At 55.3% G+C, this 22,894-nt stretch carries 19 protein-coding genes; 8 read left to right on the top strand and 11 right to left on the bottom strand.

The window, feature by feature from the left end:
- Positions 1-288 precede the first annotated feature (288 nt).
- The 4 genes from AFIDRAFT_RS13715 to AFIDRAFT_RS13700 all read right to left on the bottom strand — a co-directional run bounded on the left by AFIDRAFT_RS13715 (position 289) and on the right by AFIDRAFT_RS13700 (position 1,980).
- Positions 289-546, bottom strand: a complete 258-nt coding sequence (locus AFIDRAFT_RS13715; RefSeq protein WP_009340074.1) for a hypothetical protein — start codon at positions 544-546, stop codon at positions 289-291.
- A gap of 2 nt (positions 547-548) precedes the next feature.
- Positions 549-809, bottom strand: a complete 261-nt coding sequence (locus tag AFIDRAFT_RS13710) for a hypothetical protein (protein WP_245258181.1) — start codon at positions 807-809, stop codon at positions 549-551.
- A gap of 456 nt (positions 810-1,265) precedes the next feature.
- A complete protein-coding gene (locus AFIDRAFT_RS13705) occupies positions 1,266-1,559 on the bottom strand; it encodes a hypothetical protein (RefSeq protein WP_002716784.1) in 294 nt (97 codons plus the stop codon).
- A gap of 61 nt (positions 1,560-1,620) precedes the next feature.
- A complete protein-coding gene (locus tag AFIDRAFT_RS13700) occupies positions 1,621-1,980 on the bottom strand; it encodes a hypothetical protein (RefSeq protein ID WP_009340072.1) in 360 nt (119 codons plus the stop codon).
- A 169-nt stretch (positions 1,981-2,149) separates the two neighbouring features.
- Here AFIDRAFT_RS13700 and AFIDRAFT_RS13695 point away from each other — a divergent pair, with 169 nt between their 5' ends.
- Positions 2,150-2,761, top strand: a complete 612-nt coding sequence (locus AFIDRAFT_RS13695) for a DsrE family protein (protein ID WP_002716786.1) — start codon at positions 2,150-2,152, stop codon at positions 2,759-2,761.
- Between the two features lie 246 nt (positions 2,762-3,007).
- Here AFIDRAFT_RS13695 and AFIDRAFT_RS19520 read toward each other — a convergent pair whose 3' ends face one another.
- The 5 genes from AFIDRAFT_RS19520 to AFIDRAFT_RS13675 all read right to left on the bottom strand — a co-directional run bounded on the left by AFIDRAFT_RS19520 (position 3,008) and on the right by AFIDRAFT_RS13675 (position 6,121).
- The gene (locus AFIDRAFT_RS19520) at positions 3,008-3,301 is read right to left on the bottom strand and encodes a ribbon-helix-helix domain-containing protein (RefSeq protein ID WP_083801653.1); all 294 of its coding nucleotides are present in this window, start codon (positions 3,299-3,301) and stop codon (positions 3,008-3,010) included.
- A gap of 42 nt (positions 3,302-3,343) precedes the next feature.
- Entirely contained in the window at positions 3,344-3,547 is a 204-nt protein-coding gene (locus AFIDRAFT_RS13690) for a hypothetical protein (protein ID WP_147293882.1), read from the bottom strand.
- Positions 3,548-4,212: 665 nt separating this feature from the next.
- The gene (gene panD / locus AFIDRAFT_RS13685; RefSeq protein ID WP_009340070.1) at positions 4,213-4,608 is read right to left on the bottom strand and encodes an aspartate 1-decarboxylase; all 396 of its coding nucleotides are present in this window, start codon (positions 4,606-4,608) and stop codon (positions 4,213-4,215) included.
- A 79-nt stretch (positions 4,609-4,687) separates the two neighbouring features.
- Positions 4,688-5,551, bottom strand: coding sequence for a 4'-phosphopantetheinyl transferase family protein (locus AFIDRAFT_RS13680; RefSeq protein WP_245258180.1), 864 nt, complete (start codon positions 5,549-5,551; stop codon positions 4,688-4,690).
- A 132-nt stretch (positions 5,552-5,683) separates the two neighbouring features.
- On the bottom strand, positions 5,684-6,121 hold the full coding sequence (locus AFIDRAFT_RS13675) for a GNAT family N-acetyltransferase (RefSeq protein WP_040298414.1): 438 nt from the start codon (positions 6,119-6,121) through the stop codon (positions 5,684-5,686).
- A gap of 71 nt (positions 6,122-6,192) precedes the next feature.
- On the opposite strand from AFIDRAFT_RS13675, the gene AFIDRAFT_RS13670 reads away from it, so the two are divergent.
- The 3 genes from AFIDRAFT_RS13670 (at position 6,193) to AFIDRAFT_RS13660 (ending at position 10,656) form a co-directional block, all read left to right on the top strand.
- A complete protein-coding gene (locus AFIDRAFT_RS13670) occupies positions 6,193-8,685 on the top strand; it encodes a condensation domain-containing protein (protein ID WP_283804993.1) in 2,493 nt (830 codons plus the stop codon).
- Positions 8,686-8,782: 97 nt separating this feature from the next.
- The gene (locus AFIDRAFT_RS13665) at positions 8,783-9,514 is read left to right on the top strand and encodes an ABC transporter permease (RefSeq protein WP_244597916.1); all 732 of its coding nucleotides are present in this window, start codon (positions 8,783-8,785) and stop codon (positions 9,512-9,514) included.
- A 2-nt stretch (positions 9,515-9,516) separates the two neighbouring features.
- Positions 9,517-10,656: an ABC transporter ATP-binding protein gene (locus AFIDRAFT_RS13660; RefSeq protein WP_002716791.1), complete on the top strand. Its 1,140-nt coding sequence runs from the start codon at positions 9,517-9,519 to the stop codon at positions 10,654-10,656.
- A 6-nt stretch (positions 10,657-10,662) separates the two neighbouring features.
- Here AFIDRAFT_RS13660 and AFIDRAFT_RS13655 read toward each other — a convergent pair whose 3' ends face one another.
- Entirely contained in the window at positions 10,663-13,926 is a 3,264-nt protein-coding gene (locus tag AFIDRAFT_RS13655) for a non-ribosomal peptide synthetase (RefSeq protein WP_245258179.1), read from the bottom strand.
- A gap of 368 nt (positions 13,927-14,294) precedes the next feature.
- Complete coding sequence (locus AFIDRAFT_RS13650; RefSeq protein WP_009340065.1) at positions 14,295-16,556, bottom strand: glycoside hydrolase family 113; 2,262 nt, start codon at positions 16,554-16,556, stop codon at positions 14,295-14,297.
- A 176-nt stretch (positions 16,557-16,732) separates the two neighbouring features.
- On the opposite strand from AFIDRAFT_RS13650, the gene AFIDRAFT_RS13645 reads away from it, so the two are divergent.
- The 4 genes from AFIDRAFT_RS13645 to AFIDRAFT_RS13630 all read left to right on the top strand — a co-directional run bounded on the left by AFIDRAFT_RS13645 (position 16,733) and on the right by AFIDRAFT_RS13630 (position 22,505).
- Positions 16,733-18,493 (top strand): type I secretion system permease/ATPase, encoded by a 1,761-nt coding sequence (locus AFIDRAFT_RS13645; protein ID WP_009340064.1) that lies wholly within the window; start codon positions 16,733-16,735, stop codon positions 18,491-18,493.
- Positions 18,490-19,806: an HlyD family type I secretion periplasmic adaptor subunit gene (locus tag AFIDRAFT_RS13640; protein WP_009340063.1), complete on the top strand. Its 1,317-nt coding sequence runs from the start codon at positions 18,490-18,492 to the stop codon at positions 19,804-19,806. The genes AFIDRAFT_RS13645 and AFIDRAFT_RS13640 overlap by 4 nt, the downstream gene beginning before the upstream one ends.
- A 223-nt stretch (positions 19,807-20,029) precedes the next feature.
- Positions 20,030-21,049, top strand: coding sequence for a patatin-like phospholipase family protein (locus tag AFIDRAFT_RS13635; protein ID WP_002716798.1), 1,020 nt, complete (start codon positions 20,030-20,032; stop codon positions 21,047-21,049).
- Positions 21,050-21,053: 4 nt separating this feature from the next.
- Entirely contained in the window at positions 21,054-22,505 is a 1,452-nt protein-coding gene (locus tag AFIDRAFT_RS13630) for a GntP family permease (protein WP_002716799.1), read from the top strand.
- Positions 22,506-22,894 lie beyond the last annotated feature (389 nt).

The raw sequence follows: 22,894 nt of genomic DNA, 5'->3' as shown, positions 1-22,894 counted from the left end.
TTGCAGCCAGCAGTCTTCCAGGATTCCGAGCCTCAACAGCTAGAGTCCCCGGTGGTCATCATCGCATTATCGTGCGGCACAAAACTCATGAGTTGTACCAATATGACGGATTAGATTTTCTGATTTTATGCCGTGCACTGGCCGGCGGCCGACGAGGAGAAAGGCCGGGAGTACATAAAGTCGCGCCGGAATCCGGTCGCGCTGAGGATTTCGGCTGCCGGCTCCATCAAGCGCCGGGTGCGATTGCTGCCGCCGCTCACGCCACGCCGTGCAGACAAAGAGAGAATCTCACTCGCGACGCTTTCGAATGCTCTTCATAAGTCGGAACATCACGAATAGAGCGGAAGCAACGTACAAAAATCCGCCGATGAACATGATGCCGTAAACGCCGGCGAACAATTCGCGGTCTTCTCGGTAACGGTCTGGCGTGCCGGTGACGGGGTAAACATAAGCGGCGATCAGCTCACCTATTCCGTAGCCGACGATAAGACAGACCGGCACGAGGACGAAAAGACTGCCGATGAAAACGACGATCAGCTTTACCATCACTACGCATTCTCAAAATCAGCGAACGCGTCAAGCGTGAAGCGTTCGGATTGGGCATAGCGTCGATGCCAGTTCATCTGCGCATTCGCTTCGTTCTGGTGGCCATAGCACCAACCCCTCTCATTGAGAACGGCGCCATAGATCGCAGCGATTTTCACGCGACGGCGACGCGAACATCTTTGCTCCGACTGCGCAGGCAGACGTTCCCCCGCCTCTTCCCGCGGAAGCGTGAAGGTCTCCCGGACATAATAGTCGTCGGCCACGGCCCGTTTCTTGCGCCGGGATAGGCTCTCAGCTAGGTCTTTGGGTGATTTGTAGGCCATCGCAAATCAAATAGTTTCCGCCATCCCTGGAACAAGCATTTAGCCCTCGGATTATAGGCCGGGAGCCTAAGCATTATGCCTATTTTTCGATACTTTACAGTCGTCGGTTCATGCCTACTGGCATTGCTATTTTTGACTGGTTCGTACCTTCCGCCACCGCCGCAACAAATTTCTGATTTCCAAATCGACAAAACTGCAATCCGGATAACCAGCGAGGCGCGGACACTGCCTCCGGTTGTTATCGGAAATCCGGAATGAGCGACTCTCAGATCTTTCCGCACGCCAATTCTCAACAACAGAAAAAAGGCGTGGGAACATCTTCCCCCGCCCTTTTTCAGCGATCACAAGTTTGATTGATTACGAGGCGTCCTGTCGCAGGCTATCTCATTCGAAACATCACTGCTCCGACTGCGTCAAAGCGACCACGGTACCAGTGGGTTCCGGCTCGTGAGGTTTTAGACTGCCGAAGGTTTCGTCGTTCCAGTCGGCCAGACTGACAACCGAACCGGCCTGAGCTTCTGCTTCCATAGATCCTGTCGGCTCAAATACCTTTAGACCGACCTCATCAACAAAGAAGGTATGATCACCGAACACCTCACTCAATTTGCCAACCGCTGGATGGTTGTCCGGAAGAACTTGCGCGTTCATCTGGTTCAGGGTCTGCTTCACCTGCGTCGCGTTAAGTTTCATGGCTTCTCCCGCTAGATTCGAACAGAGCTTAGCTCGCGCTTCACCCACCGTGGTCGTCTGATCAGGCAGCCTTCCTCGTGAACATAGTCAGAGTATTATTGCCATCGACATTTACGGCGACAACCTGTTCAGAATTGCGCCCTTTCGCTTTGAGTGCAGAGACGGCCTCAGGCATTGCGTCGATCGACTCTCGGAGTGATTTTAGATCCTCTTGCTTTGTATTTGCCAAAACCACGTCAACCTTTGAACGCATGTCTGGCGGCAGATCTTCGACATCTACTACTTGAATACTGCGTATCGTAACCCTTTCCTGCTGCGTTTTCTTCTCTTGATTTGGCGATCCAGGAGTGCTTTGCGCCATGATAGGCGACACTCCCATGAAAAGCGACGCAACCACGATCGGCATTGCCAAGGCTCGCATGAACTGCTCCCTCTTTCATTTTGGATGAAGCTACAGTTTAGAAGCAGAAGATGGTGCATGACCGTTAATTGCGTGACCATTCAGTGGATACAGAGTGGCGATAGTGTGCTTGCCTCCGCAACACACAATCGACTAGCCCTAACTAAAATGACCCGATCTCGATTCCGTCATGCATCACGGCGGCACTTCGCCATTAAAAGAAAGCTTTCACAAAATGTCCCGCGCCATTGCTAGTGCTCTGTTGTTTGCGAGCTCAATCATCATTACCAGCGCTGCTCACGCACAAGATGCTCAAGGGCCGTATGGAACGGCGAAATTTGAGAGCTACGCCGATATAGATACCGTCAAGCAGCTAGAGGTGGTCTGGGATTTCAACTTTCAGGATCCAAAGATGGTCAATGTGGCGCTCAACAATCTGAGTGCACTGATGAAGGCGACCTCTGATTTTGGCCCAAAAGAGATTGATCCGGTCAAGGTGGTTATCGTTTCTCATGGCCCCGAAGTGGTGCTGTGGGCAAAGAAAAATTACACAAAGTACAAGAATATTGTCGACCGCGCTGCAAGCTTTGCCAAGCAGGGCGTGCGCTTCGAGATTTGTCGTAATGACGCGGCTGCTCTTGGCTTCAAACCTGAGGACCTTCACGGATTCGTAACGGTGATCCCTGCCGGGCCCTATGCGCTAACCTACTGGCAGAACAAGGGCTACGCTTATATTGCGGTGGGGGCGACGATGCCGACGCCACCAATTAGCGACTACAACAAGGCAGACCTTGGAAAATAGAGATCAGCCTGCCCTAGCCGCAATGCTGTTTCGCATCTCGCGAGAGGCGCAGCGTTGGAAATGCTTGTGGGATCGTTTCTAATAGTTGCTGCTGGGGTCATTTGTTTTTTTATGCCTACCCCCAATCACCGTCTTCTAAACCTCGGATGCGGAGCCGCGAGCATGGCGCTTCACGTTGCGCCGAAACACTGCGATTGAACAGTTAAACACCTGTTTAGCAAGGCCTCAACCATCCGGCCAGAACGCTTAATGGTGCGCGCCGTTCCGAAGGGGTGATATCATCGAATGATAATGATTGAGTACGAACAGCCGGACTGCTGAGGACAAATTTCCACCACGCCTGCGCTGGCCATCGATCTCGCTGGCCAGTGCGGACAACGTCATCCCATGCATTGACGAGATGTCCTTCATGCCTGTCCAGAACGCCTCTTCTACGCTGATATCGGTCTGGTGACGGGAGATAACGACGAAGCGTTTAACAATAGGAGACTTCGTCGAGGCTTTCCGTCCTCCCCCTGATCGGCGATCGATACCCAGCATCCAACAACAGAGATTTGACACCAATAAATTTCGTATCGCTCCCTAAGTGGCATTCTGCTCATAATCCGCGATAGCCGCGCGCACAACATCATCCATAATCGAAGCTGGCCAAATTCCAGCGTGGATGCCGAGCAATTGCAAAATTTGATACGGCTCCAACCGCCCAGAAACAGGGCATGGCTCTTGAGCAGCGATGGCCTTCGCCGTCGTGTCGAGTATGTCATCGCTGATATAGGTATTCCGCAAAATCCCCCTCCTGCTTGCGTATAGAAATCGAGTTAAGCGGCTCATGACTCCTCGCGGAGATTCACAAAGCCGCTGCAGTTCGAGGCAAGGAAGCCTTTCCGATGCCTTTCAAGTCAGTACGATCTCTTAATCAGCAATTGTGGGAAGAATGAGCCACCACCGATCCGTGTTCGCTTGGCCGTTCCGCACTCATAACACCAATGATCGCCAAGCAACGGTTAGTTGGGATGATGCCACACGCGAGGCGCGCAATCTCACGTATAATACCCAGCCAACTTCGTTTCAATTGACCGCTGGCATCGCTTTGGCTTGATGATTATTCTATGCAAGAGGTGATTGGGACAACTATTCGATTCTACGCCTGATTTGGCACATGCGAAGCTTCAAGCCAACTCCGGCCCGTTGCCACGAAGTCGAGGTTATCGCAAACCTCCTGCAGCCGTTTCCTGGCAATGAAGAACTAGCACCGGCTGTCCATCTTCTGTCATTAGACAGGCTATGAACGCCCGCTTTACACCAGAAGCAGACTTACTTCTTAATAATGGAGCCCTTCACAAAAGTAGACCCACAAACCGCACACTTATCAGCAGCATTTCCTGCAAGCGTATCATAAGGCCCTTGCTTCCAGATACAGGCATAAGACACCATTAGAGCGGTCGATCAGGTCAGACGCCCTCATGCGTCAACGACGCGGCCGCTGGCGGCAACGTCGAGTTAACTCGCCGATTCCTTTCGTCGACGAGAACAATCGAAGGCTTAAATGTGCGAGCTTCATCACTATCGAAGTTAGCGTAGGCAACGATAATGACCTTGTCTCCAGTCAACGCCAAACGCGCAGCAGCTCCATTAAGGCCGATGACTCCCGAACCCGCCGGAGCCTCAATCACGTAAGTGGAGAATCTGGCGCCAGTATCGATATTGTAAATATCAACTCTCTCATTGATGAAGAATCTAGCAGCCTCGATCAGATTGCGATCAATTGAAATCGACCCCTCATAATGCAAATCCGCCTCGGTAACCTGCGCACGGTGAATCTTGCCTTTCATCAAAGTTACTTGCATTGAGCGCCTCCTCTGTAACTGTAACGTAATTTACTAAGCTTCGCGGCAGATGCACAATGCGCTCGGCACTGCTCGGCGCTTACTGCAGACGACGCACATTCCCAAGATCAAAAAATTTAAGGTCCGCGGGCGCCCCGTCATAGACCAGCGCAACGGGATACTCATTACTGACCATAAAGCTGCTGATTCGCCACGATGCATGAACCCCTCTGAGAAAGCACGCCGGATCACCCGGCTCCAAATTCACATCGAAACTATCGAGGGCGATTTGCAAGCCGCGCCCACCTGCCTTGACGTAAGCCTCTTTGCGGGTCCAGCAGAGAAAAAAACCTTCACGTCGATTCCCTCGCGGAAGCTTGGCCAGCGATTGCATCTCACCAACTGAAAAATAATGCTGCGCGATGTCGTCGTATTCGACATCAAAGCGAACTCTCTCAACGTCCACCCCAATATTCCGATTTTGGCCGAAGGCGAAAACCGCAACATCCTGCGAATGGGACACGTTGAAACTCAACATCTCTCCGGCCGATTCAGCCGTGAGTGCCGGCTTCCCCTCCGGTCCCAGCAAAAACATCAGATCTTTAGGCCGTGCCTGAAGATATCGCGCCAGAAGTATCCTCAACGTTCCGCGAGTCGTTACGAATTTGTTTCGATCGCGATCAAGCCGGAAGCGCGCTGCGCGTTCGTTCTCGTCTTCGCTCAGATACGAATGGAGTAACGATTGGGTGCCTGCATCGGCAACCAAATGGCTCTGCCAAACGTGAATCTCATCCTCCCACAACGGAGGATGAGACTGCGGACTCTCCCACACAACTGAATCGAGCAAAGCGCCACCTCCTAAACTCTCAACCATGCTATGCGATCCGAAATTCGCATCGATGATGAATTTGATCGTCGACCATAGTGTGGCAATCGCCTCTCCATCGAGGATCAGCGATGCCACTATTCCGGATCATCGATAGTCGATTGAACCCTGATGACAGTCGGGCATTGCAACGAACGCCGTGCAGGGCAACCGGCGAGTTGCGGAGTTGCGCGTTCTGCACGTCGTGAACCACTTGGCCAACTGGTGTGGTCAGCGGCGGAACAGCTTTCGGAAAAGGCCGAGCCGACTATCTGCGTCCATGGATGCGGAGCTCTCAAGCGCACCAAACTCCTCATATCCATGCTTCTTGTAAAATCCAGAAGCCTGAAACGCATAAGAAGTCAGCCAGACCCCTATGCATCCTTGCTCTCGCGCCGCGCTTTCGATCGCCGCAAGAAGGCGGGAACCGAGGCCCTGACGACGGCCAGATTCGGCCACATACAGCAGTTCAACGAACAACCACCCATAAAGGATAGATCCCCAAACACCGCTGGATGCCTCACCAGTATCAGGGTCTCTTACGATGATGGCGATATTTCGATAGCCACTTTGCCCACCACGAGCGGTGTTATCGCGAACCAAGGAGCGCAACAGCGCTTCATGATCACGAGTATCAGGTGACCAGTCGACGAATAGCTCGTGTTCCATGCTCTAGCCCACATTATCGATGCGAGCGGTTACCTGGAGACATTTTTGCGGCTCAAGAATGTCAAATTTCTATGAGACCCACTAAAGCCTTGCAAGAAGGGGGACTCATTCGCTTGTCTCAAAAGCATCCCGGTATCGCAGCTTCTTTGGCGACGGACGATACGACGGAACCGCTACTCAACTCCGAACCCGCATCAGCGTCACAGCGTCGGACATGGTTCATGGAGCTTATCGCTCCGGGTGTTCCGCAGCATCACCTACCGTTCGCGCTTGAGGTTTTCGGAAAGCTTGATCTTGCGGCACTCCAGCTCAGCCTGGATTTTATTGTCGAGCGGCACGAGGCTCTCAGGACGTTATTCGTCGACGACAACGGAACACTACGTCAAGTTATTGGCGATCTTCGTCCTAAAGTCATGCTTGTCGATGCGCCATCCGGTCCCACACCCGACTTGAAGACGATTCTTCGCGAGCAGGTTGCCGCTCCGTTTGATCTTAGCCGTGGCCCCCTGGTTCGTCTGGCTGTCGTCACGCGCGCGCCGGGCGTCCATATTCTGGTGTTCGTCCTGCATCATATCATTGCCGACAATCTCTCACTTGGTCTGTTCGTGCGTGAGATAGCACAGGCTTATACATCATTTGATGCTCGCAATCCTCCTGAACTTACACCACTGCCTTGGCAATACGCTGACTTCGCAATAGCCGAAGCACAGTGGCTAACCACTCGTACATTTCACGCCCGCTTGCAGGATTATACGAATAAACTCAGCACGAAATTGGCGCAGCTGGACTTCGGCACAAGACGAGCCGTCCGCTCGGGGCAGATGGGGGCGAGTAATCTCCTGCCTGTTGACGCTGCAACGCTAGACCGTCTCAGGGAGGTCGCGCAAGAAACCGGAGTCACCTTGTTTACCGTATTGCTCGCAGCGCTCCAAACAGTGCTTGCGCCCTACGCGAATGGGCCTGACTTCGTCATCACCGTGCCCGTGGCCGGCCGTGGCAGCGATGGAGCTGAGGGCATCATTGGCCCGTTTGCCAACGCGATCGCACTGAAGGCCAGCGCTCACACCGCTCAGACCATCGCCGAACTTGTGGCCGATGTCGGGCACCAACTCGTGGATGCCCTCGAGTATGAAAACGTGCCCTGGGATGCGCTTGTGCGTGCCACCAATCCATCGCGCTCTCGTGATGCGGCTCCGCTCAGCCAGGTGATGTTTTCCTCGGTCGCAGTGCCCAGCCTATTCCAGCGCTTTGGACGCCTGCCTTGCCGGCCAACATGGGTCCCCTCGCCCGCCCCAACGTCCGATCTTTTTGTCACTGCTTCCGAGACACCCGATGGTCTCTTGTGGATCGGTTTTGACAGCCGGCCGGGCAAGGTGCCACCTCGCACCGTCTCCCGTATCTCGAATGCGCTACGAATCGCGCTCGATCAAATTGCTTATGGGAATATCAACACGATTGAAGCTTATCCGAGAAGGGGCACAAGCAATGCCCGCTCGTCGCACGATCCCAAGGCCGTTGGAGTTATTACCAGCCCAGCCCCCCGTCCTGTTCGCAAGGCCTCAACAGCGTCGTCGGAGCATCGTGAGGCCTTAGAGAAAGTCATCGCGGAGCTATGGCTGCAATTCCTCGGTTCTCCACCAGCCCACATGCGTGAGGATTTCTTTGACGCCGGCGGCGATTCGCTCATGGCTGTGCGGCTGATGTCCGCGCTATCGCGCCGCCTGGACCGGAAGTTGCCGGTGGCGCTGTTCTTCGAGAACCCGACGGCGAACGGACTGGTGAACGGCCTTACGGAAAGTCGTTCTAAGAACGAACCAGACCATGCCGTTACCAAGATCACCGAAGGGAGCGATGGACGACTGCTGTTCATGTGCAGTGCGCAGCGCAACAGCATCCAGATGGCAAAAGCACTCGGGCCGGGGCCGACGGTCTACAAGCTGGACGTTTACAACCTTCAGGAACAGCGGCTGCTCGCGGACCTACCCATGTTCGATAGCATTGAAGCTATCGCCAAAGAATTTCTGTCCAGGATAAGGGCCGTTCAACCCAAAGGTCCTTACCTGCTGGCAGGCGGATGCGAGGGCGGCATCGTGGCTTTCGAAATGGCGCTGCAGTTACAGCAAGCAGGCGAAGAGATTGCACTTCTTGGGCAACTCGACACGCCCGTTCGCGGCTTCTTTGAATCGAAAGCCGTCCTGCGCCCTGTCCGAATTGTCAAACGATCGTTCGAAGTTTGGTATCGCCGGACGTTTAGACCGAATGCACAAGGATATGAATGGCACCTACGCATTTGGGGAGGAATCTGGCCTGCTGTGCGCGCGTATTACCCTGGGCACTTGTTCGATGGTAACGTTCACCTCTTCAGGGCTGCCCGAACTTTTGGCATGGCCGATGTCGCCTCGAACTGGGATAGCCGGATCAGCGGTCAGGTCGTGATATACGATGTACCCGGTGGCCATCACGACTGGATGGAATATTCGCAGAGCGCCGCCACTGTTCGCGCCGCCTTGGACGAGATCGTACCCCCTGCTTCAACAGTCGCGAGGAAACAACTCGTTGTCTGAACGAACTGTCACCATCATTCGGAGCACAGTGCCTGCCCTAAGTCGTGTATCCGGCGGGCTCCGTGAACTTATGGCGTATCGCGAGCTCCTCAGATACATGACGATCAACCGACTGCGGGTGCGTTATCAGAACAGTTGGCTTGGCTGGGCGTGGGCGATCCTGCAGCCTCTCGCATTTCTGGGATTTCTGACCGTAGTCGGTTCTGCAATCGGCGGCCATTCGAACTCGGGTATTCCCTATCCGCTCTTCATTCTCGCCAGTCTCTCGCCATGGACATTCTTTGCAACTTCACTGAGTACAGCTGCTGCGGGTGTGCTGAGTAGCAGAGCACTCCTCGCCAAGGTATACTTCCCCCGCGAGGTCATACCGCTGTCTTACGTCTTTGCTGCGCTTGCCGACCTCATCATCGCAACCGCCCTGACGATGGCAGCCCTCGTCTATAGCGGACATAGCATTCCGGCGACCGTGATCGAGCTGCTGCCCATTTCCCTCATTCTGGTTATCTATGCAGCGGCCTTTTCGTTAATGCTCTCGATTGCGCAAATCGGATTCCGCGATATCGCGATCGGACTGCCTCTGCTGCTGCAAGGAATGCTATTCACAACACCTGTGCTGTATCCTTTGGCTGCCGTTCCAGCGCAGTGGCGAGCAATCTACGAACTCAATCCTCTGGCGCTTCTAGTCGAGGCCTTCCGGGGCGCACTGATCGGCAAGCAAACCATCAGCGTCGAACAGCTTATTTACGCGTCCGCTATTGGATTGGTTCTGTTCGGCATCGCATATTTCATATTCAAGACGGCCGAGCCGAACATGGTCGACGAAATTTAGCCATGGCTCCCGTCGATATCGCCGTCCGTAATGTGTCGAAGTCCTATCGCGCTCAACGCGACGGCAGGCGCAGCATACTCGGTTCGACAAAACGCATTCAGGCCCTGAAAGAGATCAGCTTCAACGTTCAGCGTGGCGAAGCGCTGGGCATTGTCGGGCCGAATGGCTCCGGCAAGACGACGTTGATCAAGTTGCTAGCCCGCATCACTTCTCCTGACAGTGGCGATATTACCATCTCTGGTCGGCTCATGTCACTCGTGGAGGTCGGAGCGGGCTTTCACCCTGAACTCAGCGGCCGTGAGAATATTTTCTTGAACGCGGCGATCTTCGGAGTGTCGGTCGCCGAGGTGCACGAGCGCTTCGAGCGCATATTGGAATTCTCAGGCCTCGCCAACTTTATCGATGCCCCGATCAAAACCTATTCATCGGGCATGTTCGTCAGGTTGGGATTCGCGATTGCCTCGCAGCTTGACGCAGACATCCTTCTGCTCGACGAAGTGCTGGCTGTTGGCGATCTGGCTTTCCAGGCCCGCTGTATCGATCGGATCGAGGAAATCCGGCGTTCGGGGCAAACGATACTTCTTGTTTCGCACGATCTCGCAGCGGTTGAGAGGCTCTGCGACAGAGTTCTTCTGCTCACCTCAGGTGAGATGGCTGGCGAAGGCAGCCCGCGCGACATGATCGAAAAATATCAAATCAGTGCGACCAAGCGCATTCCAGATTCAAATTTGAATTTCGAGAATGGCGGCATCACCCTGCGTGGTGTCAGCTTCATTTGCCATGATGGCGCCCAGCCCAGAACTGGGGCCCCGCTGACTGTTCGCGTCGGCTATGAGTCCGATATATCCATTGACGACGTCGTCTTCACCGTCAGCTTCATCTGGCCTAGTGGTTATATCTGTACCGAGTTGGTATCGCCCTCTACGACACTCGCCGCAGGACAGGGGTATGTCGTTTTCGACTGTCCTATCCTCGCTATTCAGCGCGGGCTATACACAATCGATCTCACAGTCACGACCGTCTCCGGAAACGTTCTGGCCAAGCGCATACGCGCGGCGCCATTCCGTGTAGATCCCGGCCTTATCGTGCAAGGCGATTTCTACATGACGCACAGCGCAAGGCTTGAACGGGACAAAATCTAAATCGCCTCAGTTCACGCCCAGCTTGACACTTCGTATCAGCGCATCCAGTTCTTCCGGCGGAAGCTTGGCAAGGCGGTTACGTAAATCATTCAATCCCGTTCTTGAGCGCGCTCGAGGCCTGATTTCCGTCAACTCCTCATCGTCAACCGGAGGAGCGTCTTTTACGGCATTCGAGAAACCTGCCAGCGTCGGGTTGTCGAACAGCGCCCGGATAGGAATGTCAATGCTAAATCGGCGCCGTACACGCACGATGACTTGCATAGCAAGCAATGAATTGCCTCCGAGGTCAAAGAAATCGTCGGTGGAGCTAATTGCTTCGTCACGCAATACGGCCCGCCAAATCTCTGCCACATCGGCATTCACCGGCATCGCGCTCGGTTCAACCTCATGACGCGCGGGCGCATCAGCCAGCGATTTGAGAGCCATCTGGTCGATCTTGCCGCTCGGCAAAAGCGGAAGCGCGTCAACCACGAACAGCTTGGCCGGCACCGCTGCCGACGGCAAACGTTCCTGAAGGAATGCACGTAGCTCGCCCGGCACAGGAGCCCTCTGTTTCTGGTGGCCGACGGCGAATGCGACCAGCCGTTGCTGGTCCGCATCGCCCACGATCATCGCCGCGGCGTCCTTCACTGTGGTGTGGCTGCGGAGCGCGCCCAGAACCTCATCGAGCTCCAGCCTGACACCCCGCAACTTCACCTGATTGTCGTTGCGGCCGAGATAAAGGATTGTGCCATCCGCCCGGCAAACCCCGCGATCGCCAGTATTGAACAGTATCGACGAAGGATCGCCCGTGATCGGGTTGGCCATGAAGCGCTCAGCAGTCAGATCAGGCTTGCCCCAATAGCCAAGTGCCAGGCAAGCGCCGCCTGCATGGATCACGCCGGGCATACCTACCGGCGCAGGCTGGCCCAAGCGATCGAGAACGTAGACCTGCGTATTGGCAATCGGTTTGCCGATCGGCACGGGCCCTTCGATGTCCGCATCCTGAATTTCGTGAACAAGAACGTCGGCCGCAACCTCCGACGATCCATAGAGATTGATCAGCTTTCGGTCAGGGCAAGCAAGCTTGAAACGTCCCACAAGATCGGAGGTGAGAACTTCGCCACTCACCGACCACATCCGGAGCGCCGGCAGGCGCCGGCCCAGATCGGGGGCGTGATCGAGCAGCACGCGCAACAACGTCGGCACCAGTACAATTCGGGTGACGCTGTGCTGTTTAAGCAAAGCGATAAATCTTTCAGGATCAAGAAGGTCTTCATCCGGAATGATTACCGTTGGTACACCTGCCAGCAACGAACCCAGCATTTCCCAGACAGAATCAACGAATCCTATCGATGTCTTGCAGCAGGTCACCTCGTCGCGTGCAAACGGATAAGTCTCATGCATCCAGTCGATACGATTCATCAAGGCCTTCGTCGCGCCCATGACGCCCTTTGGCACTCCGGTGGAGCCAGACGTGAAGAGGACATAAGCGAGATCGGCACTCGCTGCTGTATCGATCGTCTCGGCCGGGTTGCTCCAAAGCAGCGCGTCCCGGTCCATCACAATCACTGAGAGCCCGGCAGGTAAGCGGCCGGACAGAACACGAAGGGTAAGCACGGCCCGACAACCCGCCAACTCGACGAGTTGCGCAAGCCGTTTATCCGGTTGCGCCGTATCGAGAGGAACCCACGGTATGCCAGCGATCAAGCAGCCCAGGATCGCCGCAAAGGCATCGATCGAGCGGGGTAGAAAAATGCCGACCAGCTCTGCCGGATGACCACGCAAAGCTGTTGCGACCTGCCCTGCACACCGAGCAAGCTCGCCAAAGCTGATCCGCTGATCATCAGAAATGAGCGCAACGTCGTCCGGCCTTTTGGCCGCCATCATAAGAAAGAGCTCTGCGGGTGTGTGTCTCGGATATTCACGTGACGTGGAATTCCACTCAAACACCGCACGTTGCCACTCGCCTTTATCAAGAAATTTAACGCTACTGATCGGTCGCTCAGGTTCTTCGACACCTGCTTTCAGAATACGCTCAAACTGATCAGCCATTCGCGCCATCATCGACGGATCGAAAAGTTCGCTGTCATACTCGAATGAACAAGCCAGCCCCTCCCCTTCGATGATCTCAAGCGTCAGATCCAGTTTGGAGACGCCCGGATCGGTGTCCATGTCCTGAACATGCAGGCCGGCCAGCTTCGGCACCTGATGCCGGAAGTTCTGAAGTACGAACATGACCTGAAAGATCGGGGAGTGGTCGCGGGTTCGCGGACCAACCATATCAGCCACGATCCGCTCGAACGGAACGTGCTGGTGTTCAAACGCGTCAAGCAAAACGGAGCGGTTGCGAGCCAACATCGCAGCAAATGAGGGATCACCTGATAGATCCCCGCGCAGCGCCAGGGTGTTCACAAAGCAACCGATGAGATGCGAGAAATCCTCGTCACGACTTCCCGACACTGGCGTGCCGACCACGACATCGTCCGTATCGGCCCAACGTTGCAAAAGGATTTGAAACGCCGATAGAAGCCCCATGAAAAGAGTGGCACCATGGCGGGAGCACACTGCCCGCAGCGTCCTGGTGAGACGTTCATTGATGTCGAATACAAAACGTTTGCCGCAGTGGCCCCGCTGGGCTGAACGCGGACGAACGGTCGGCAGCGCAAGAACAGGGGGGGCACCAGCAAGCGCTTTCCGCCAGAACGCGACGTCCTGTTCATATGCAGGCCTCGCATACAGCCGTTCTTGCCGCTCAGCGAAATCAACATATTGAAACGCAAGCTCCGGTAGGAGCGCCGACTTGCCGCTCCGGCTAGCCTCGTAGAGATCGGCAAGCTCGTCAAAGAAAGATCCCATGGACGAGCCATCGATGATGACATGGTGAAACACGACCAGGAGTACGTGCTCTTCATCTGACATCCGAACAAGGGCAACCCTTAAGTGCGGCGGAACAGCAAGATCAAAGGTTGTTTGACACATTCGTGTCGCGAGAAGGTCCACTTGAACTCGACGCTCAGATTCCGGTAGCGAACTGATGTCGCGTTCTTCGACAGCGAATGAGATTTCACCATGCACATGCTGCAGAATCACCCCATTTCGCTCGACCAATCCCGTCCGCAGGACGTCGTGGCGTGCGATAAGTTCATCAAAAGCACGTGCGAGGCTATGCTTGTGGAGCGTTCCTTCGAGCCGCAACACCCTTAACAGATTGAATACGGGCGTTCCTGGATCGATTTCATTTGTCAACCAGAACGCGCGTTGCTGAGCAGAGGCTACCAAGTCCTGCAAAAGCGGGCTCCATTCTCGATGAGGAACAAATGATCATTCCCCGATTTCACATCTTGCTTGAGCGCATCCTCAACTGCGCGCAAGTTGCGGCATGGAACCTGCCGCTTTCAGGGGTGAAGTACTTACCTCAGATTGGCCAGTGAATGGGGCGGCACAGCGACCGCAATATGCCCTCGTTTAGAGTGGCGCGCTGAAAGAAAGGTGGGATACGGGCCGAGTGATCAACCGCGCTGGAGCCGCGACATTTCTCGCTTATTGATCAGTTTTTTCGCAGAAAAAATTATGCCCGTATTGGAAGATACGCGAGTTTTCAATCTGGCAGTCAATAATTCAGGCAACAATCCGAGCTAACTCACTCAGATAAATCCTCAGACAAACCGAAAATCATCCACCGATAGATGATCGAGGCGTGTATTTTGAAGATCGATCGTATTGTTTGCATCGGCTGTAATGATCACGTCAGTTCCCTCTTGAATCATATGTGACTGCAGCGAGTTGAAATCTGAAAAAACGGTGTGATCAAACTGGATAATATCCCGTTCGCCATTCGTATTATGAAAGTCTGAAATCACATCCTTGCCGAAACCCGGTCCGAAGATAAACGTATCATTGCCCGAACCACCGCTCAGATAATCGTTTCCGGCTCCGCCCGTCAGCTTGTCATTGTCGTTACCGCCATAAAGAAATTCATTGCCGGTGCCCCCTTGGAGAGTATCGCTCCCATCATCTCCATACATCCTATCAGCTGCGGGACCACCCTTCAGGGTATCGTCGCCGTCGTTCCCGTGCATGATGTCATTTCCACCGCCGCCAGACAGATAGTCCGCGTCGGGTCCGCCATTCATCACATTTGCTGTCCATCCGCCGTAAAGCTGGTCTTTTCCGCGCCCCCCATCGAGCAGAGCCCCATTATCTATGGATACGGTCTTGATGATATCGTTGCCGTCATCGCCATAAAGCTGGCTGTAAGCTGTCGCCGTGCCCGGACCACCGATGATCTGATCATCTCCGGTTCCGCCGTGGATGACGTCTGCACCCGCGCCTCCGGTAATCACATCGTTACCCGGTCCTCCATCAATCGTATCGTTATCGGTTTGATCACCGGAAAATAGATTCTGATGATCGTCCATGTCGAAGTGGATGGCCCGATTTCCGTATAGACTACCGGTACCGGGCGAGCTTGGGTTAATCGCATCCGGTATCGACAGTTCATGGCCGTTCACGGTGACATCTTTGATGAAAAGATTGCGATCTGCACCAGTCACATCATCATATCCGTCGTTGATGAATCCGACGTCGAGACTCGTCACAGCACTCGGATTATGAAATGTGAAGGTGTGGCTCTGGTATTCAGTGGAGTCTGCTGCATTGTGGAACTCGACCGTGCCTCCGACTTGCTGACCGTTGATCAGCAATTGCATTTGCGCTCCGATACCATTGACGACCGTTCCGTAGCCGGTCACCGTGATCATGGTCTCCGACAAAGGCGAAATCGTGCTTGGGCCGCCAGTGATCGTATCATTTCCGGCTCCGCCGTGAATTACGTCGTTCCCAAGGCCGCCGGCAACCATGTCGTTGCCACTTCCCGCATCAATCACATCAGCCACCGGTGAGCCATTTTCGGCAAGTGGAGGCGGCTGGATATGTCCTCCAAACCAGTCAGTGATTAACGACTGTGCAGGTTTTCCCATCGGGGAGTAACCAGTCGGCGAATAAAGATTATTGGTATCCCAATTCCAGATTTGAACGCCCTTAAACCAGCTGCCGCCTTCGGAGCTCCACACCTGAAAAAGAGCATTAAAGGCATCCGCCTGCTCCTTCACGTCAGGCGTCGTGCTGCCGCTCCATCCACCCGGGCTAATATTAGTTCCATCGAGACTCCGATAACCCGTCTCAGTAAAAAGAACCTGCTTGCCGTATTCTGTCGCAAGTGAATGAAAAAAATCGACCGGGGATTTGTAATCCAACGCAGCCGCCCAATAATTATCTTTGGGCACATTATTCCAGGCTGCAATCATCTCATTGACAGATGGGTCGAGTTGCGATGTCAGCGGCGGATAAGCATTAATTCCGATCTCATCCAGCTGGTCCCAGAAACTGACATGACTCGCCTCGTCCGTTGCAGCCGAATAAGTAAGCTGGCCGTGATAAACTTGCCGGATAGAATCAATGAGATCAGTCCAATCGCTTTGGTATTGTGGTCCGCTCAGGCTGCTGAGTTCATTGCCAATTGACAGCGATCCCGCACCCGCCTGCTGGGCGACTTGTGCAAAATCCAACATCTGCGCCTTGTAGGATGCGAAGAATGCAGCCGGATCAGACGGCACGATTTTTGACCCCGCAGTCGTTCCATCCAACCCCGAAAGCATCGGCTTGAGTAAAACCGACAGACCCAGTGCGTGTGCGTTGGAGATGGCTGCTGCGATATTGGCATCACTTTCAGTCTTATTCGGATCGTCGATGACGTCATTTGAATTCTTTGTTTGAAGAAAAATCCGCGGCGCAAGTTCTATGGAGTTGGCGTTGGTACCGGCTATTTCCTGCATCGCCGCTTGGGCTGAGCTGCTAACGAACGCCCCGTTATAGTTCGACAAGAATCCAAATCCTTGAATCGGAAAGACGTCAGCCATCGCATTCTCCACCGGTCGCTTAGCGCCACAACTCCTTCGACCGCTCTCCGTTCCAAATTAGAAACTACAACACAAATGATGCGGGATACGCCGCATTTTTGATCTCATCTGAGCGGACCAATGGCTTTCGTATGTCGTTGCTTACACGAAGCGACGCCAATCGAGAGAGTCGAGCGATGACAAAAATGAGAGCCGACCCTGCCGACACGGCATCATCCCCTCGTACGATCGGGGCAAGCCTGAGAGCGCGCAGCGGCGAGTTAGCCGCGGTCGCCATCTATAGCGGCGCAATCAATATCCTGATGCTCACCGGCTCACTCTTCATGCTCCAAGTGTACGATCGCGTCCTACCGAGCCACAGTGTGCCAACCCTGATCGGCCTTTTCGTCATTGTCGTCTTTCTTTATTTAGCGCAGGGATCGTTGGATATGATCCGCTCCCGTATCATGGTACGGGTTGGGCGCTCGCTTGACCAAGATCTAAGCCAACGCGTGTGCCGCGCTGTACTCCAACTTCCTCTTCATAAGCCGAGCAACGCTGACGGTTTGCAGCCGCTGCGCGATCTCGACCAATTGCGCAGCTTTCTGTCTAGCGCCGGTCCGATCGCATTTTTTGATCTTCCATGGATCCCGCTCTATCTCGCGCTGTGCTTCGCATTTCATTTCTGGATCGGCATGACGGCGACAGCGGGTGCTCTCGTGTTGATTGGCCTCGCGCTAACGACCGAATTTCTCGTGCGCCGCTCGAGCAGGAACGCTGTCGGCCATGGAATAGTGCGATTAACGATGGCTGAAGCAGGTCGGCGCAATGCCGAAGTTATCGCTGCAATGAGTATGACGTCTGCGCTCTGCAGAAGATGGCAGGAAATCAACACGAACTATATGGACGGCCAGCAGCAAGTATCCGACATTTCGGTAACACTCGGCGCATTTTCGCGGGTTTTCCGTATTCTTCTGCAGTCGGCGGTTCTCGCGGTGGGCGCCTATCTGGTGATTCAGCAGTCTGCAACCACCGGCGTCATCATTGCAAGCTCCATCCTCACCTCGCGCGCGCTGGCGCCGGTTGAACTCGCGATCGGACACTGGAAAGCGTTTCTCGCCATCCGCCAAGGTTGGCACCGTCTTGCAATCCTCTTGGAAAAACCGACTGTGGTCAAAGATCCGCTCCCTTTGCCTGCGCCTTACCGGAGCATCTCGGTCCAAGGCGTACATGTCGCACCACCGGGACAAAGTACGCACGTTGTCCGTGAAGCTACATTCGAACTTGCCGCAGGCGAGGCATTGGGACTGATTGGCCCGAGCGCATCAGGAAAATCCTCACTGGCCCGAGCACTCGTTGGTATCTGGCAACCCACAAGCGGAACGGTTCGACTCGATGGAGCACCGCTTGAGCGTTGGTCGGCAGAAGCCTTGGGGCGACATATCGGTTTCTTGCCTCAAAATATTGAGCTGTTCGATGGCTCGGTTACCGAAAATATCGCGAGGTTCGAAGCTTGCCCTGATCCGAATGCCGTGATCTCGGCAGCACGGGCTGCAGGAATTCACGAGATGATTCTCGCTCTGCCAGATGGGTACGAAACCAGAATCGGGGAAGACGGCACGGTCCTCTCCGCCGGTCAGCGCCAGAGAGTTGCGCTGGCGCGAGCCCTCTATCGCGATCCATTTCTTATCGTGCTTGACGAGCCGAATTCCAATCTGGATGCAGAAGGAGAGTGTGCTTTGACGTCCGCTATCCTAAACGTAAGGGAACGCGGCGGCATCGTCATCATCATCGCCCACCGACCCTCGGCGCTAATCGCGGTCGATCGTCTCGCCGCGATGGCTAAAAGCCGAATTCAAGCCGTTGGTGCGAAGGAAGATATACTACGGCGGGTGCTGCTTCCTCCAACAGAATCTGAGCGAATTCCCGCGAAGAACACCTGCGGAGCGGCGACATGACCGCTGTGGCCCTGCCCCCTTCATCACAGATAATACGATCCACCCGGCGCCACGTCATAGCCGGTGCCATTGTCCTGATAACGCTGACTTGTGGATTTGGGGGCTGGGCGGCTATTACAAACATTGCAGGTGCGGTGATCGCAACCGGGACGATTACAGTCGATAGCAATGTCAAAAAGGTACAGCATTTGACCGCGGGCATCGTCGGGGAATTACACGTCCGCGACGGCGATGAGGTCAAAGCCGGACAAGTCTTGATTCGTCTTGACGATACGGTACCTCGCGCAAATCTCGCGGTTATCGTCAAAAGTCTTGATGAATTAACAGCACGAGAGGCGCGCCTCACCGCCGAGCGCGATGGATCGCATGAAATAAGTTTTCCGAAAAGACTTCTGTCCCACGCGCAAAGTTCGGAAGCCGCGCATTTGATGGCTGGCGAAACACGATTGTTCATTTTCCGCAGCGATGCACGACAGGGACAGAAGAAGCAGCTTCAGGAACAGATCATTCAGTTGCGGGAACAAATTCGGGGCTATATCGGGCAAGTCGAGGCTGGGAAGCGGCAAAACGAACTCATTCAGAAAGAAATCGAGGGCGTCGGCGAGCTATGGAAGAAGAATCTCGTTCCTCTGTCTCGTCTCACGGCACTTCAGCGGGAAGCTGCGCGTCTAGACGGTGAAAACAATCGACTTACCGCCTCGATCGCGGAATCGAGAGGAAAAATTTCCGAAATTGAATTGAAGATTATTCAAATCGACCAGGATTTGAGAAGTGACGTCGCCAGAGAATTGAGGGAAATCCAAGGCAAAATCGCCGAACTGGACGAGCGCAGAATTGCGGCAGAAGATGAACTCAAACGAATTGATATCCGTGCGCCGCAGGATGGCATCATCCATGAATTATCGGTTCACACTATCGGAGGAGTCGTTTCACCCGGCGAACAGATCCTGCTGGTCGTTCCGGACCACGACGCGCTGATGGCTGAAACGAAGGTTGCCCCCCGCGACATCAATAATGTCTCTGTGGGACAACGGGTCGTTTTGCGTTTTCCAGCATTCGACATACGAACGACACCTGAAATCAACGGCACCGTGACGATCGTTTCGGCCGATGCGACCCAGGACCAGAAATCCGATGCAAGTTACTATCGAGTTCGCATTCAAATTCCTTCGGACGAGATAAGACGGCTCGGGAAAAACAAGCTCGTGCCGGGCATGCCTGTTGAATCCTTTATCGAAACAACTCCGCGAACAGCGCTGTCGTATTTCGTCAAGCCTCTCCGGGATCAAATTACAAAAGCGTTTCGAGGATAAACGCCGTTATGCGCTAAAAGCGGCTATTCACGACATCGGCAATCTCTGAAGCACCGCGCTCCCCGTTGGAGAAACCTGGTATTATCCATACCCTTCCTTTGGCCCGCGTCCATTGCGGGCACACCCGTTCCGGTTTCCCTCGATCGCCGCTCGAGCGAGGCTCTTGGTAATCGTCGTGTTTCCTGCCAAGGTACTCCGACATCTTGCTGCTCAGACTGTGCCGATGAACCGAGAACCAGTGCTGATTGATCTCGCTCTTCAGGGAGGCGGCTCTCACGGTGCATTCACGTGGGGGGTCCTCGACCGGTTTCTGGACGAACCTTGGCTGCAGATCGCAGGAATCTCCGGCACCTCCGCCGGCGCCATGAATGCAGCAGTCCTGGTAGACGGCTGGATGAGGGGTGGGGCTGACGGGGCGCGCGCAGCGCTTGAGCAATACTGGCGACGTGTATCCGACGCCGCCGTCTTAAGCCCGCTGCAGCGTTCTCCGCTCGACCGGCTTCTCGGGCGCTGGTCGCTCGATACGTCACCAGCCTATATCGCCACGGATCTGATGTCGCGCCTCTGGTCGCCTTACGATCTCAACCCGACGGGGTTCAACCCGCTGCGTGATATTCTCGCCGAAAGCATCGACTTCGAGCGCCTTGTCCAGTCGCCGATTAAGCTGTTCGTCACCACAACACATGTCCGCACCGGCCGCGGTCGCATCTTTCGCAACGCAGAGATCACGGTGGATGTGCTGTTGGCCTCGGCCTGTTTGCCGACGATGTTCCGTGCGGTCACGATCGACGGAGAGTTCTACTGGGATGGCGGCTACGCTGGCAATCCAACGATCACACCGCTCGTTCGCGAAACCGACTCGCACGATACAATCATCGTTCAGATCAACCCGACCGAACGGTCGGAGGAGCCGCGCAGCTCGGCTGAGATTCTCAACCGCCTCAACGAAATCTCCTTCAACGCGACACTATCGAAGGAACTGCGCATGATCGCGCTGCTGCGTCAGGTCGCCGATCCGGGGCACGGTGAAGGCGAGCGATGGGCGAAGATGCGCATGCATCGGATCAAGAGCGACATGCTGACCGGATTGGGCGCCTCTTCCAAACTCAATGCCGAGCGTGCGTTCATCTCCAAACTACACAAGGAGGGTCGCCGGGCCGCCAATGAATTCATCGAGACCTACGGCGCCGATCTGGGCAACCGCTCCACCACCGATCTCGATATCCTGTTGACGGAGTGCTAGGCACATGGATCTTCTCGGCATCCTTGCCGGGCTTGGCCTCCTCATCTGGCTCGCCTTCCGGGGGTGGAGCGTCCTGCTACTTGCGCCAATCGCTGCGCTTGTCGCAGCATTGTTCGGCGGTGAACCGCTGCTTGCCCACTGGACGCAGACGTTCATGGGCAGCGCCGCAACGTTCATCGCACAATTCTTTCCGATCTTTCTGCTGGGGGCGGTATTCGGGAAGCTGATGGACGACAGCGGTGCGGTATCGTCCGTTGCCGACTTCATCACGCGGCACCTGGGCGAGAAGCGAGTCATCCTCGCGGTCGTCCTTGCAGGTGCTTTCGTCACCTATGGTGGCGTCAGCCTGTTTGTCGCCTTCTTCGTGATCGTACCGATGGCACAATCCTTGTTCGTCAAGGCCTCCATTCCTCGCCGACTTCTGCCCGCAGCCGTTATTCTTGGTACGTCAACCTTCACCATGTCGGCATTGCCGGGCACGCCCTCGATCCAAAATGCAATCCCGATGCCGTTCTTCGGCACGACACCTTTCGCAGCGCCCGGCCTCGGCCTCGTCGCCTCGCTCGTCATGCTGGGCACAGGGCTCTGGTGGCTCGGGAGGGCAGAAAGAATAGCTCGCCTTTCCGGCGAAGGTTACGGCACCGACGCTCCTTCCCCCGGCGAAGCGATGGCGAACGAACTGGTACGCGAACGCGCCACCGCCACCGGAGAATTCGACCCAGCGGAAATCGCCCATGGTCAGCGCAGCCAGATGGCAGCACCTGTTCTGAGTGCCGCCACGCCGCTCGTCGTAGTCGTCGTGGTCAATCTTCTGATGTCGCTCGTTATCCTGCCAAGGATCGACACCACCTTCTTAGCGGAAGCACGATGGGGCGGTACATCGCTTGCCGCCGTCGCCGGCGTCTGGTCTGTGATCACCGCGCTCGCGGCGGCGATCGTAACGGCCATTGCCTGCAATTGGAGACGGCTGCCATCCCTACGGAAGACCATCGACGCAGGCGCCAATGCCTCTGTACTCCCAGCGCTGAGCGTTGCCAGCCTCGTCGGCTTCGGTGCGGTGGTCGCCGCCCTACCAGCCTTCGCCACAGTAAGAGACTGGGTTCTCGACATGGAAGGTGGCCCGCTCGTATCGCTTGCGATCGCCACCAACCTGCTGGCGGCGCTAACAGGCTCGGCCTCCGGCGGTCTGACGATCGCACTCGACGCGCTCGGAAATATCTATATGGGGATCGCTGTGCGGGAAGGCATCAACCCCGCTCTCCTGCACCGTATCGCCGTCATCGGATCGGGAACGCTGGACATCCTACCGCACAATGGTGCCGTCGTGAGCCTTCTTGCCATTTGTGGCGTGACCCATCGCGAGAGCTATTTCGATATCGTCATGGTAGGCATCGCAACCTCGCTCCTTGCCCTGATTGCAGTGATCGTCCTCAGCACGATCTTCGGCTCGTTTTGATAACTTAGGCCGACACCTCACCCTACCTACTCCGGCTCGCTAAACAGTTCAAAAATCCATCTGCCGGAAGGGTGCATTTCGCAAAGAGCGCTCTATTAACCATCGCGCCGGATGTATCGTTTACGAGTCTAGCTTTTTGATTTGGCGGCCTCCACGTTGATGGGGCCAGAGCGCGAGAGCTTTGGCGGCCGCCGTCCGGTGCTTGCAACACCAAACGACGGCCTAACCACAACCGACTTGTAAGGAGTCAGTCATGGCTGAGTGCCAGTTTATCCGCGATTCGCGGCGCCCTTCCCATCCCTTGTTGCCAATGATCGCTGCCCATTTGGGGCGGCATGGTCGGACCATGTTCCGCCCTGCCGGCTCTATGCCGCTGGGCCTGCCCGTTA

It is taken from the genome of Afipia sp. 1NLS2 (assembly GCF_000178995.1).
Lineage (GTDB): Bacteria > Pseudomonadota > Alphaproteobacteria > Rhizobiales > Xanthobacteraceae > Afipia.
Note: the sequence above shows the minus strand (reverse complement) of the source record. Positions and strands in the feature narration are given on the sequence as shown.